The following is a 12,866-nucleotide window of genomic DNA, read 5'->3' on the forward strand; positions in this document are numbered from 1 at the left end:
CCGTCGGGTAAGGGGGCCGGGATAAAATTTTCCCACTCCCTATGAAAAATATTTCCGCCGGCCCTTTGCAGGTTGCGTTGGTGTGCGCCGCCAATTTTTTGGCCCTCCCCAGCAGCGTCGCCCGAATCACCAACACCGTGCTGTTGGCAGACGCAGCGCCGAACAAGTCGGTCCCTATCGCTGCGACGGCTGCGGCCGATACCCGAACAGCCGCCCAGAAAGATGCGGACACCACCAAACGGTGGTCGGTTTACTGGGGTTGGAACCGCTCTACGTATTCGCATAGCGACATCCATTTCAAAGGCTCCGACCACGACTTCACCATCAAGGATGTCGAAGCCAAGGACATGCAGTCGGATGTCGGCGGCGGGGGCCTCTTCCAGTATTTCCTGAACCCTGCGGAAATGACCATTCCGCAGACCAATATGCGCTTGGCGTACCAGTACAACGCGGATACTGCCGTTGCCTTGAACCTGGACCACATGAAATACGTGGTCACGCAGGATCAGTCCGTGCCGATTGAAGGGCAGATCAAAGGCGTAACCCAATCCGGCCAGCAAGTCATTGCAGACAACTGGTTGAACTACGAGCATACGGACGGACTGAACATCGTGAGTCTCGAGCTGGAGAGGCAGCGTCCGGTGAACTGGTTTGGTGACAACCACCACGCCAAGGTGTTCGCGCTGGCTGGCGTGGGTGTGGTCATTCCCAAAAGCAATGTCACCATGCACATGGTGAACCAGGTGCGCAACGATGAATTTCACTTGGCGGGCTATTCGGTCGGTGTGGGGGCCGGCCTGGAGGTGGACGTGTACAAAGACGTGTTCTTTCGCACCGCCTACAAATACGGCTACGTGAACCTGCCCGATGTGTTGACCAGTGCCCGCGGCGACAAGGCGGCACAGTCTTTCACCTATAACGAGTTGCTGATCGCGGTCGGCGTGCGCTTCTAGGCGGACCGCCTCTTGCGGTGACAGGGTTCAGGGCCTGCTGCCGGAATCTGGTGGGTCGGAGCGGCGCAGCAGCGTGAGTGCCAGCACGCCGGACGCCACCATCAGGAACAGGCTGACGGCATTGAGCACCGGCGTGGCGCCTTCGCGCATGCGGCCGTACATCATCACGGTGAGCGGTGCGTCCGAGCCCACCAGCATGAGGGTGGTGTTGAAGTTCTCGAACGACATCAGAAACGCAATGGCTGCGGCCCCGATGAGCGCCGGCTGCAGGTAGGGCAGCGTGATGGTGGTGAACACGGCCAGCCGCGAGGCGCCCAGGTTGTAGGCGGCTTCTTCCAGTGCCATGTCGAAGCGCCTGAGCCGGGCCGAGATGGTGAGCGTGGCAATGGACGCAATGTAGGTAAACTGCCCCAGCACCACCAGCGGCAGGCCGGGCCGCAGAAATTCCAGCTCCAGGCCCCACAGGTCGTCGGCCAGGTTGGCGATGCGGCTGGCGAAGGCCAGGATGGAGATGCCCAGGATCACGCCCGGAATCACCAGTGGCGCCAGCATCAGCAGGCTCAGGGCGCGCTTGCCGCGAAAGGTGTGGCGTTCCAGCAGAAACGCGTTAGCGGTTCCCACCGTGACCGTGAGCACCGTGACCCAGCCCGCCACCACCACGCTGGTCCACAGGCTGTGCAGGAGGGCGGTGTCGGCAAACAGGCCGCGGCGCGCGCCGCCGCTGGCCGTGGCGGGGCTGCCCAGAAACCAGTCCAGCGTAAAGCCCTGCCACGGCGGGGCCGGGTAGGGCGCATCGTTGAACGCGAACACCGCCACCACCGCCAGCGGCAGGAACAGGAAGGCCAGGAACAGCACCCCGTAGACCACGGTGCTGGCGCGCAGCCAGGCGGGGCGGGGCAGTGAGGGAATCATGTGCGTTGCATCACTTCGCCGAATTTCTGGCCGGATAGCCGAAGCCCCAGCCACACGGTGGCGGTGCTCAGGCCCAGCAGCAGAAAGCCGAAGGCCGCACCCTGCTCCCAGTTGAAGCGAGTGATGAACTGGGTGTAGATCTGCTCGGTAAACCACAGCGAGTTCTTGCCGCCCAGCAGGGTGGGCGTGAGGTAGTTGCCCAGCGTGAGCATGAACACCACGATGCAACCCGCCACCATGCCCGGTGCGGCGTGCGGCAGGATGATCTGGCGCAGGATGGACCAGCCGTTGCCGCCCAGATCGTAGGCCGCCTCGATGAGGGAGTCGTCCAGGCTTTCCAGTGCGCTCACGAGCGGGATGAGCATGAACAGCATGGACGTGTACACCAGGCCCACCAGAATGGTGGCGTCGTGGTACAGCAGCTCTACCGGCGCCGGTGTGAGCCCCAGCCACACCATCAGGCCGGGTAGCACGCCAGACTCGCGCAGCAGAATCATCCAGCCCAGGGTGCGCACGGTTTCGCTGACCCAGAACGGAATCAGGCACAGCACGAACAGCAGCGCCTTGGCGCGGCCACGGGCGATCTTGGCAATCGTCCAGGCCATGGGAAACGCCATCAGCAGGGTGACGGCGGTGGCCAGGACCGACATCCATGCCGTGCGCACCAGGGTGCGCCAATACAGCGGCTCCTCCAGGAAGGTGAGGTACTGCGCCAGGCTGGGTTCGTACACACGGGGGGCAACCCGCGTGCGCAGCGACAGCACGGCCAGCTCGGCGTGGGGCAGCACGATCAGGCTCACCAGCCACAGCAGCGCCGGCGCCAGCAGCAGCATGGCCAGCAGCCGCTGCACGGCGCGCTGGGATGCGACTTCAGGCGGCATCATGGACAGGCGGCGCGGCGAAGCACACCGCACGCTGCGGGTCAAAGCCAAACACCACGGTTTCGCCGGCGCGCAGGTCGGCAAACTGGCCGGTCTGCGGCAGCGCGATGCGGAATGCCGCCCGCGTGGCGGTCTCGTGCACCAGCACGGCGGAGTTGGCACCGTCAAACAGCAGGCTCTCCACCACGCCAGTGTGGTGCGGTACGCCGGTTGCTATGAATTCAGTAGCTGTCCGCGCAATGCGGATAACCTCCGGGCGCACAAATGCCTCTACAAAATCACCCACCTGGATGGGCCGATTTCCGGCCCGGCGCGCGTGCACGACCAGCCCGCTGACGCTGACCAGCTGCACACGATCGCCCTGCACGTCCACCGCCTTGCCCGGCAGGCGGTTGTTGGCGCCCACAAAGCCGGCCACAAACGGGGTTTGCGGCGCGTAGTACAGCGCCTGCGGTGTATCCAGCTGCTCAAAGCGGCCGTGGTTCATCACCGCCACGTGGTCGGACAGCACCAGGGCTTCCGACTGGTCGTGGGTGATGTAGACAAAGGTGGTGCCAAAAGCCGCCTGCAGCTGCTTGAGCTCGATCTTCATGTGCTCGCGCAGCTTGAGGTCCAGCGCGCCCAGCGGCTCGTCCAGCAGCAGCAGGGTGGGCTCCAGCACCAGGCTGCGGGCAATGGCCACGCGCTGGCGCTGGCCGCCCGAGAGCTGGTCCACGCGCTTGCCCTGGGCGCCGGCCAGGCTCACCCGTTCCAGCATCTCGCCCACGCGGCGCTTGATTTCTTCTCGCGCCACGCCGCGGCGCGCCAGGCCGTAGCCCACGTTGTCGCCCACGCTCATCATGGGAAACAGTGCCAGGTGCTGGAACACCATGTTCACTGGCCGCCGGTTGGGCGGCACGCCCTGCATGGATTGGCCGCCAATGTGGATCTCGCCGGCGTCCGGGCTCTGGAAGCCGGCCACCATGCGCAGGAGCGTGGTCTTGCCGCAGCCCGAAGGGCCGAGTATGGAAAAGAAGCTGCCCCGCTCCACGGTGAAGGACAGGTCGTCCACGGCCGCATGGGCGCCGTAGCGCTTGGCGATACCGCGAGCCTGGAGGTCGGGCTGCGCCCCTGCGGGCGCAGCGGGGGTGGCGGTCAACGGCAAATCAGTTGGCCGCCTTGATGCGGTCCAGCACGCGGCCTTCAATCTCTTCAATGCCAGCGGGAACGGCCGGGTACCACTTGATGTTCTTCAGCGCCGCCTCGGGGAAGCTGGTGGCAAACTGGGCCTTGAGCTTGGCGTCCATCAACTGGTCTGCGCCCTTGGATGCGGTGAAGTTGCCGGCCGCGCCCGCCACCTTGGCGGCAATCTCGGGGCGCATGTTGAAGTTGATCCAGGCGTAGGCGGCGGCGTCGTTCTTGCCCTTGGCAGGGATGGCAAAGGTGTCAATCCAGCCCATGGCGCCGGCCTTGGGGGCGATGTACCGGATCTCGGCCTTCTCGCCGTTGAGCTTCCAGCCGCCGGTGTCCCACATCATGGCGCCCACGATTTCGCCAGTGCGCATGCCATTGAGCAGCTGGTCCTTGTTGTCCCAGTAGAACTTCACGTTGGGCTTGCAGGCCACCAGGGTCTTGCCCACTTCGTCCATCAGGGCGCTGTAGGCCTTGGCGTCGTGGTACAGGGCAAAGGGGTTCTTGCCGGAGGCAAAGGCAAAGGCCAGCAGGGTGGGGCGCTTGAGGCGGTAGGCCACCTTGCCCTTGTATTCGGGCTTGCACAGGTCGGGGTAGTCGGCCATCTTGGCCAGCTGGGTGTTCACCACCAGGCCATCGGTCCCCCAGATGTGGGGCAGGCCATAGACCTTGCCGTCCACCGTGGTGTTGCCCTTGGTGGCTTCCAGCATGGAGGGGATGAACTGCTCGGCCTTGAGCTTGCTCAGGTCCAGGGGCTTGTAGATGCCGAATTCCTTCTGCGGGCCGGCAATGCGGTCCTGCGAGGGCTGCGCCAGGTCAAAGCCGGCGCCGCCGGTGGCGCGCAGCTTGGAGATCATTTCCTCGTTGTTGGAGAGGGTCAGCTCGACCTTGTAGCCGGTCTCTTTTTCAAACTGTTCCACCACGGCAGCGGGGGCATAGTCGGCCCAGGTGAGCAGGCGCAGGGTCTTTTCCTGTGCAATGGCCGAGCCGGCCAGGCCGAGCGTGAAAACTGCAGACGCAATGATGGCGCGTTTGAAAGTCATGGGGATGTCCTTGTAGCGTTGGGTGTTGCAGGCTGCAACACGCTGGGCAGACTAATGCACGGGCATGACAGTTATATGTCTGCCGTGCTACAAGGCGCTTGGTGTTTTCCCCTAGAGGGAATGCGCTGCCAGATGACTGGCGCTTGCCCAAAGGGCTTCAGTGGGTGCGGCGTACCCGCAGCAGCTCGTCCAGAACCAGGCACACGGCGCCGACGGTGATGGCACTGTCGGCGATGTTGAAGGCCGGAAAGTGCATGCCGAGCCAGTGGAAGTCCAGGAAATCGACCACGTAGCCGTACAGCAGGCGGTCGATCACGTTGCCCAAGGCACCGCCCAGGATGCAGGCCATGGCAAAGCTGAACAGGCGCTGGCCGGGGTGGGTCTTGAGCATCCACACGATCACGGCGCCCGCCACGATCCCCAGCACGGTGAAGAACCAGCGCTGCCAGCCCGAGGCGCCGGCCAGGAAGGAGAACGCCGCCCCGCTGTTGTGCACCCGCACGAGGTTGAAGAAGCTGGTGACATAGGTGCCCTCGCCCGGGTGGTAGTAGCCCAGCACCAGCACCTTGGTGAACTGGTCCACCAGCAGCACGATGAGGGCCAGGCCCAGCCACTGCAGCAGGCCACCGCCACCACTTTTGCCGCCCCGTGCCATCAGGCGCCTCCCACCGGGGAGCGTGCATGCACGCCGTGCTGCATGTGGGGGCTCATGCGCACTTGCGGGCTTCGCCCGCGCCAAAGAGGTTGCTGGTGCAGCGGCCGCACAGGGTGGGGTGGGCGGTGTCTGTGCCGACATCGTCGCGGTAATGCCAGCAGCGCTCGCATTTGACGGCTTTTGACGGTGTAACCGCCGCAGATACTGCGTCACCAGCTATTAATTCAATAGCAGATGTGATGAAGACGAACTTGAGGTCTTCGCCCAGGCTGGACAGCAATGCGTGGTCTTCGGCCGGCACGGTGAGCTGCACCGTGGCCTGCAGGCTTGATCCCACCTGGCCGGCGGCGCGCAGGGTTTCAATGTCCTTGTTCACCGCTTCGCGGATCTCGCGGATACGGCCCCACTTGGCCAACAGATCCACGTCGGGCGCCTGCAGCGCCACGTAGCCGTCCATGAAGATGGACTCCCGGGTGGCGGTAGGTGTCTTGCCTTCGGTACCCAGTACCGCCCACGCTTCTTCGGCCGTGAAGCTCAGGAAGGGCGCCATCCAGCGCAGCATGGCTTGGGTGATCTGCCACAGCGCGGTCTGCGCCGAGCGGCGGGCTTTGGAGTTGGCACCAGTGGTGTAGAGGCGGTCTTTCAGGACGTCCAGGTAGAACGCGCCCAGGTCTTCGCTGCAGTAAACCTGCAGCTTGGCCACCACGGGGTGGAACTCGTACACCTTGTAGTGCGCCAGGATGTCGGTCTGCAACTGGGCCGCGCGGCTCAGGGCGTAGCGGTCGATCTCCAGCATCTGCTCCAACGGCACGGCGTCTTTGACGGGGTCGAAATCGCTGACGTTGGCCAGCAGGAACTTCAAGGTGTTGCGCACGCGGCGGTAGGTGTCCACCACGCGGGCCAGGATCTTGTCGTCGATGTTGAGGTCGCCCGAGTAGTCGGTGGAGGCCACCCACAGACGCACGATCTCGGCGCCCATCTTGGTGGTGATGGCTTGCGGTTCCACCGTGTTGCCCAGGCTCTTGCTCATCTTGCGGCCCTGGCCGTCGGTGGCAAAGCCGTGGGTCAACAGGCCCTTGTAGGGTGCGCGGTCGTACAGGGCGCAGCCCAGGAGCAGCGAGCTGTGGAACCAGCCGCGGTGCTGGTCGTGGCCTTCCAGGTACAGGTCGGCTTCGGGGCCTTCTGCGTGGAAGGGTGGGCGGGCATAGGCGTCCTTGTGGCTGCCGCGCAGCACGTGCTGGAAGGTGCTGCCGGAGTCAAACCACACTTCCAGAATGTCGGTGCTCTTGGTGTAGTGCTCGGCGTCCGCTGCACCCAGGATGTCGGCCGTGGTGACGCGGCTCCAGGCTTCGATGCCGCCTTTTTCGACAATGTCGGCGGCCTGGTCCAGGATGGCCATGGTGTTGGGGTGCAGCTCGCCCGAATCCTTGTGCAGGAAGAAGGGCACGGGCACGCCCCAGCTGCGCTGGCGGCTGATGCACCAGTCGGGCCGGTTGGCGATCATGTCGCGCAGGCGGGTCTTGCCGTTTTCCGGGTAGAAGTTGGTTTGCTCGATGGCGTCCAGGGCGAGTTGGCGCAGGGTCTTGGGCGCCTTGTCCTTGGTGAACACGCCGGGGCCTTCGTCCATGCGGATGAACCACTGGGCCGCAGCGCGGTAGATCACCGGCGTCTTGTGGCGCCAGCAGTGCGGGTAGCTGTGGGTGATGGCCTGCGTGGCCAGCAGACGCTGGTTTTCCTGAAGGGTGGCGAGGATGACCGGGCAGGCCTTCCAGATGTTGAGGCCACCAAACAGCGGCAGGTCTTCGGCATAGCTGCCGTTGCCTTGCACGGGGTTGAGAATGTCGTCGTACTTCAGGCCGTGGGCCACGCAGCTGTTGAAGTCGTCCACCCCGTAGGCGGGGGCCGAGTGCACGATGCCGGTGCCGTCCACCGCGCTCACGTAGTCGGCCAGGTACACGGGCGACAGGCGGGCGTAGCCGGGGTCCACGTCGTACAGCGGGTGCTTGAAGTGCAGGCCACCCAGCTTCTCGCCGGTGGTCGTGGCCACCACGGTGCCCTGCACGCCGTAGCGTTCCAGGCACTTCTCGACCAGGCTTTCGGCCAGCACCAGGAGGCCGCGCGGTGTATCCACCAGCGCGTAGGTCAGTTCGGGGTGGGCGTTGAGCGCCTGGTTGGCGGGAATGGTCCAGGCGGTGGTGGTCCAGATGACGATGAAGGCCGACTTTTCGCTAGCGGGCAGGGCGGCCAGGCCGAAGGCCTTGGCCAGGGCCTGCGGGTCGGCGGCTTCAAAGGCCACGTCCAGCGTGTCGCTCTTCTTGTCGGCGTACTCGATCTCGAACTCGGCCAGGCTGGAGCCACAGTCAAAGCACCAGTACACGGGCTTCAAACCCCGATAGACAAAGCCGCGCTCGATCACGCGCTTGAAGGCGCGGATTTCGCCGGCCTCATTCGCGGGGTTCATGGTCTTGTAGGGGCGTTCCCAGTCGCCCAGCACGCCCAGGCGTTTGAAGTCTTCACGCTGCTGGTTGATCTGCTCGGTGGCGTAGGCGCGGCTCTTGGCCTGCATGTCGTCCCGGCTCAGGTTGCGGCCATGCAGTTTTTCGATGGCGTTCTCGATGGGCAGTCCGTGGCAGTCCCAGCCGGGGATGTACTGGGCGTCAAAACCGTCCAGCTGCTTGCTCTTGACGATCATGTCCTTGAGCACCTTGTTCAGCGCATGGCCAATGTGCAGTTTGCCGTTGGCGTAGGGCGGGCCGTCGTGCAGCACAAACAGCGGGGCGCCCTGGCGTGCCGTGCGCAGCTTCTGGTACAGGCCGTGCTCGTTCCAGTCTTTCACCCAGGCTGGCTCGCGCTTGGGCAGGTCGCCGCGCATGGGAAACGGGGTGTCGGGCAGGTTCAGGGTGCTGCGGTAGTCAACTTTGTCAGTCATGGCGAATTGCAATCTGGAAAATCGGAAGGGGCCGTGCCCGGGGCCAAAGCGGCGGCAGGCGATGGGACAAACGGGACAAGACGCGGGGCAAGGTGCGTCGGGTGAGCCCCGTCAAATTCGGGCAGCGAACCAGGCGCGTGCGTCATCGCAGTCCTGGTGGATGCCCCGGGTGAGGCTGTCCAGACCGTCGTATTTCAGCTCGTCGTGCAGTTTGTGCAGCAGTTCCACGCGGATGATTTTACCGTAGGCCCCCTCGGGGCCCAGTTCGGCGGGCCAGTCCAGGCAATGGGTTTCCAGCAGGACCCGCCCGCCGTTGACATCGTTGGGGTCCAGTGACGGACGCACACCCAGGTTGGCCACGCCTTGGATTGGCGCGTCCGACAGGCCGTGCACCAGCACGGCAAAGATGCCGCTGGCTGCCGGTTTCCAGTGGGCAAAGCGCAAGTTGAGCGTCTTGAAGCCCAGGGTGCGGCCCAGCTTGCGCCCGTGGACCACGTGGCCCGAGATGCAGTAGGGCCGGCCCAGCAGGCGCGCGGCGTCCGCCATGCGGCCCTGGCCCAGGGCGTCGCGCACCGCGGAGCTGGACACGCGCAGGCCGTGGACTTCGTAGCTGTTCATGCGCGCCACGTCAAAACCGTTGGCGTCGCCGGCGGCGTCCAGCAGGGCGTAGTCGCCGGCACGCTGCTTTCCAAAGCGGAAATCGTCGCCCACCAGCACGTAACGGGCACCCAGGCCGTCGATCAGCACCTGCTGGATGAATTCCTGCGGCGACTGGTTGGCCAGCCGGGCGTCAAAGGGCAGCACCACGGTCTGGTCCACGCCGCATTGGGCCAGGTCTTCGAGCTTGTCGCGCAACGTGCCCACACGCGCCGGGGCCAGTTCGGGTTTCCTGTGCAGCTCGGCAAAGTAGTCGCGCGGATGCGGTTCAAAGGTGAGCACACAGCTGGGCACGCCGCGCTGCTGGGCTTCGCCGCGCAGCAGGGCGAGCATGGCCTGGTGGCCCCGGTGGACACCATCGAAGTTGCCGATCGTCAGGGCGCAGGCGGGCGCAACGCCCGGGTGGTGGAAGCCGCGAAATACCTTCATAGATTTGTTATCTTTTTGATAGCAGGCCGCGCAGGGAGCGCCCATGCTGGAAGCCAGTTTGTCACAGAAACAGGGTATATTGTGACGCAGCAGCGCGCCGTGCTCCATGACGCCTGACTGCAGAGATGTGCATTCCCGGTTGGTGGTTGTTGTAACCGTTACAGGAGGCGTGTTTTGAAAGTCTTGAAACTGTCAGCCCAGGGGCTGCCGCAATCGTGGATCTCGCTGGAACAGGCGGTCATCCATTACGCCTCCGACGAGGTACGCTGGGAGTCGGGTGGCGAGGTGGCGGTGTTCCGCGGCGGGCACAACGCCGTCACGGGTGCGCAGTCCATCATCCGGGTCAACAGCATCATTGGCACGCGCGGCGTCCCCAACATCAACCCGTTCAACCTGCGTCCCGGCCTGACCAACGCCAAGCTGTTCATTCGCGACCGCAATGTGTGCGCCTACTGCGGCGGACATTTCCATGAGTCGGACCTGACGCGCGAGCACATCGTGCCCTTTGCGCAGAACGGGGTCGATACCTGGATGAACGTGGTCACCGCCTGCCGCCCCTGCAACCACCGCAAGAGCCACCGCACCCCGGAGCAGGCCCACATGCCGCTCCTGTACACACCCTACGTGCCCAGCCTGTGGGAGGACTTCATCCTGCGCAACCGCCGCATTCTGGCCGACCAGATGGAGTTCCTGATGGCCCACGTACCGCGGTCTTCACGCCTGCTGGCGTGAGGGTTTTCGGGTGAATCGGCCCGCCGGTTACAACCCCTTACATCTATCTCGTTCATGAGGCCGTTTTTCAGTCGAAGTTAAGCCTTACAGGGTGCGTGCGTTGAGGGAAATGAACCACAATTCAAACGAACTTGTTTCCTTCCTTCACGTGGTCGTTTTGGCCGCTGGAGATCTCTGCAGATTGAACGGTGATGCGCGAGCAAATGATTCCGACACATGGACGCACGGGCCGCGAACAGCAGGTGCTGGCGTTGGCGCGCACGCTCGTGACCCAAACCCTGGCCCATGTTGCCAAGCATGAGGACCAGACCCTGACGCGGGTGCGAGACCGGCTGATGGCGCTGGTGGATGCCAAGCCGCCATTGGGGCAGGGCCAAAACCTGCGGTCCATCCACCTGCTGCTGGGTCGTTACGGGGATCGCTTCAACCGGGCCTTTCAGAAAACACTGGCCGAAGAACTGTCGGGCGAGCTGAGCGCGGCCTTGCCGGGAATGCGCCGACCGGCCAACACGGCTGCGGGCGCCCTTGACGGCCTGAGTCTGATTGACGTGGACGAAGTAGAGCGCGTCCTGATGCTCGACCGGGTGGCCCAGCGCTTTACGGCCCGCTACGAGGCCGTGCTGGAGCCGCTGACGCAGCGTTTGGGCGTGCTGCTGGGCCGCGAAAGCAGTGCCGTGCAGGACAACCCGTTCCAGCCCCTGGTTTTGCTGCGTGCTTTTGTGAGCGCATGGGACCGCTGTGAACTGGATGCCCAGGCCACCACCGATCTGGTGCTCTCCCTGGAGCCGGTATTCTGGCTGGACCTGGTTCCCTTGTACGAAGAGTTGAACGCCACCCTGCAGAAGGCGGGAGTGCCCGCGCAGCGGGCATTGATCATCAAGCGCAGTGCCAGCGCATTCGCCCCGCTGGATGGCGCGTCGCCGTCGTCGCGGCCGGTGCCGCTGGGGGCGGAAGAACCAACCCGTTCGGCTTGGGGTGCGCTGGCGCCGGCCGGGCGCAGTGTCGCGGCGCATGCCCGCCAGTTCCTGCAGCGCCTAGGTCTGGGTGCCCGAGGTGACGGTGCTGGGGCGCCGGAGGATGGGGACGCAGGATTGCCGACGCACGCCGCGTTTGGCGTGGCCGACCCGGCCCTGATGGGTTATCTGGGCAACCTGCAGGCCGGCGCGGGTGCGGCGCCGCCGCAGCATTGGGAGGCCGGTCAGGACCCGTCCAGGCAGAACGTGCTGCGCCAGATGCGCGACCGCGACGAGGTGCGCCACGCACCGGAGCTGGACCGCGGTACGGTGGATGCGCTGGCCGAGGTGTTCGACTTCGTGTTTGCCGACCAGGCCATTCCGATGCAGATGAAGGTCATCATCGGGCGCCTGCAGATTCCGGTGCTCAAGGCGGCCATGATCGACCGCGATTTCTTTTTGTCCGACGAGCACCCGGCGCGCCGCCTGGTGGATACGCTGGCCGGGGCTTCGGTGGCCTGGGCGCCGGAAAAAGGGGAAGCCGACCCGTTGTACGTCCGCATCGAGAGCACGGTGCAGCGGGTGCTGACCGATTTTGAAGACGACCTGACCCTGTTTGCCGATTTGTTGCGGGAGTTCACCGAATTCCTGTTCGAGTCGGAGCAGCAGGCCCAGGCCCGGGTGGAGCCGGTTGCCCAGCAGGAGCATCGGGGCGAAAGCTGGGACGACGCCCTGGCCCAGGTGGATGAGTTGATCCATGAGCGCATCCAGGCGCTATCGGTTGATCAGCCCTTGGTGCCGTTTCTGCTGCCATTCCTGACGACCCAGTGGCGCCAGGTGCTGGCCCGGGCCATGGTGGACAAGGCCCCGCAGATGCCCAGCTACGAGCAGGCACTGGCAACCATGGAGCGCCTGATCTGGTCCACCCAGCCCAAGACCACATCCGAGCAGCGGCGCGAGCTGGTTGCCGTGTTGCCGGAGATGGTGCGCCAGCTCAACGCCGGGCTGGATGCCATTGAATGGAATGGCAAGCCCCGCGCCACGTTCACCCGCCGTCTGATCACCACCCACACACTGGCCATTCGCCTCACGCAAGCCCCGCCCGTAGACACCGGGTTGGGCGAACTGGAGGTCCGCGAAGGGCAGGCCGCCATGCAACAGCTCGACGAGCGTCGCGCAGCCCGGCAGTTTGCGCTGGAAGACACCTTTGATGCGCAGGCGCAGTCGTTCACGCGGGGCTTGTGGTTCGATGTGACGTTGGACGACGATGTCCACGTCCGTTCGCGCCTGAGCTGGATCAGCCCCATGCGCACCCGCCTGCTGTTTACCAACCGCGAAGGTTTCGATGCGTTTGTGCGCTCGGAACGTGAAGTCGCGGCCATGCTGCGGCTGGGACGCCTGCGGGTGCTGGACCAGGAACCCATCGTCGCACGGGCGCTGGACCAGATCATGGCCGCACAGGAACAACAACTGGCAGCCTAGCGACTTTTTGGCGGTTCGGTTTTCGTTGCAAAAAAGCCCTGGGGCCGGATTCCGGCCCCAGGGCTTTTTT

General features: G+C 64.7%; 10 protein-coding genes. 3 read left to right on the forward strand and 7 right to left on the reverse strand.

Annotated elements, in window-relative coordinates; all coding sequences use genetic code 11:
- The first annotated feature begins 41 nt into the window (after window positions 1-41).
- Window positions 42-953, forward strand: coding sequence for a hypothetical protein (locus AC1Q5W_RS03750; protein ID WP_492643796.1), 912 nt, complete (start codon window positions 42-44; stop codon window positions 951-953).
- Between the two features lie 27 nt (window positions 954-980).
- Here the strand turns inward: AC1Q5W_RS03750 and AC1Q5W_RS03755 are convergent, their stop codons facing one another.
- The 7 genes from AC1Q5W_RS03755 to AC1Q5W_RS03785 form a co-directional block, all read right to left on the reverse strand.
- A complete protein-coding gene (locus tag AC1Q5W_RS03755) occupies window positions 981-1,865 on the reverse strand; it encodes an ABC transporter permease (RefSeq protein ID WP_492643795.1) in 885 nt (294 codons plus the stop codon).
- Window positions 1,862-2,749, reverse strand: coding sequence for an ABC transporter permease (locus tag AC1Q5W_RS03760; protein ID WP_492643794.1), 888 nt, complete (start codon window positions 2,747-2,749; stop codon window positions 1,862-1,864). Before AC1Q5W_RS03760 ends, AC1Q5W_RS03755 begins: the two co-directional genes overlap by 4 nt.
- Window positions 2,736-3,884: an ABC transporter ATP-binding protein gene (locus AC1Q5W_RS03765; RefSeq protein WP_492643793.1), complete on the reverse strand. Its 1,149-nt coding sequence runs from the start codon at window positions 3,882-3,884 to the stop codon at window positions 2,736-2,738. Before AC1Q5W_RS03765 ends, AC1Q5W_RS03760 begins: the two co-directional genes overlap by 14 nt.
- Before the next feature lie 7 nt (window positions 3,885-3,891).
- Entirely contained in the window at window positions 3,892-4,959 is a 1,068-nt protein-coding gene (locus AC1Q5W_RS03770) for an extracellular solute-binding protein (RefSeq protein ID WP_492643792.1), read from the reverse strand.
- Between the two features lie 157 nt (window positions 4,960-5,116).
- Window positions 5,117-5,614, reverse strand: a complete 498-nt coding sequence (gene lspA, locus AC1Q5W_RS03775; protein WP_492643791.1) for a signal peptidase II — start codon at window positions 5,612-5,614, stop codon at window positions 5,117-5,119.
- 52 nt (window positions 5,615-5,666) lie between these two features.
- The gene (gene ileS / locus AC1Q5W_RS03780) at window positions 5,667-8,543 is read right to left on the reverse strand and encodes an isoleucine--tRNA ligase (RefSeq protein ID WP_492643790.1); all 2,877 of its coding nucleotides are present in this window, start codon (window positions 8,541-8,543) and stop codon (window positions 5,667-5,669) included.
- Between the two features lie 111 nt (window positions 8,544-8,654).
- A complete protein-coding gene (locus AC1Q5W_RS03785) occupies window positions 8,655-9,629 on the reverse strand; it encodes a bifunctional riboflavin kinase/FAD synthetase (protein ID WP_492643789.1) in 975 nt (324 codons plus the stop codon).
- A gap of 174 nt (window positions 9,630-9,803) precedes the next feature.
- Here AC1Q5W_RS03785 and AC1Q5W_RS03790 point away from each other — a divergent pair, with 174 nt between their 5' ends.
- Entirely contained in the window at window positions 9,804-10,361 is a 558-nt protein-coding gene (locus AC1Q5W_RS03790) for an HNH endonuclease (protein ID WP_492643788.1), read from the forward strand.
- 203 nt (window positions 10,362-10,564) lie between these two features.
- Window positions 10,565-12,796 (forward strand): DUF1631 family protein, encoded by a 2,232-nt coding sequence (locus AC1Q5W_RS03795; RefSeq protein ID WP_492643787.1) that lies wholly within the window; start codon window positions 10,565-10,567, stop codon window positions 12,794-12,796.
- The last annotated feature ends 70 nt before the right edge of the window (window positions 12,797-12,866 follow it).

The organism is Rhodoferax sp. MLSD5-FHT05B10 (genome assembly GCF_058793415.1).

What these genes read in the sequence shown, in the direction of transcription:
- AC1Q5W_RS03755 (WP_492643795.1), bottom strand. Translation starts at nt 1,865, where the DNA reads ATGATTCCCTCACTGCCCCGCCCCGCCTGGCTGCGCGCCAGCACCGTG.
- AC1Q5W_RS03760 (WP_492643794.1), bottom strand. Translation starts at nt 2,749, where the DNA reads ATGATGCCGCCTGAAGTCGCATCCCAGCGCGCCGTGCAGCGGCTGCTG.
- AC1Q5W_RS03750 (WP_492643796.1), top strand. Translation starts at nt 42, where the DNA reads ATGAAAAATATTTCCGCCGGCCCTTTGCAGGTTGCGTTGGTGTGCGCC.
- AC1Q5W_RS03785 (WP_492643789.1), bottom strand. Translation starts at nt 9,629, where the DNA reads ATGAAGGTATTTCGCGGCTTCCACCACCCGGGCGTTGCGCCCGCCTGC.
- AC1Q5W_RS03795 (WP_492643787.1), top strand. Translation starts at nt 10,565, where the DNA reads ATGATTCCGACACATGGACGCACGGGCCGCGAACAGCAGGTGCTGGCG.
- AC1Q5W_RS03770 (WP_492643792.1), bottom strand. Translation starts at nt 4,959, where the DNA reads ATGACTTTCAAACGCGCCATCATTGCGTCTGCAGTTTTCACGCTCGGC.
- lspA (WP_492643791.1), bottom strand. Translation starts at nt 5,614, where the DNA reads ATGGCACGGGGCGGCAAAAGTGGTGGCGGTGGCCTGCTGCAGTGGCTG.
- ileS (WP_492643790.1), bottom strand. Translation starts at nt 8,543, where the DNA reads ATGACTGACAAAGTTGACTACCGCAGCACCCTGAACCTGCCCGACACC.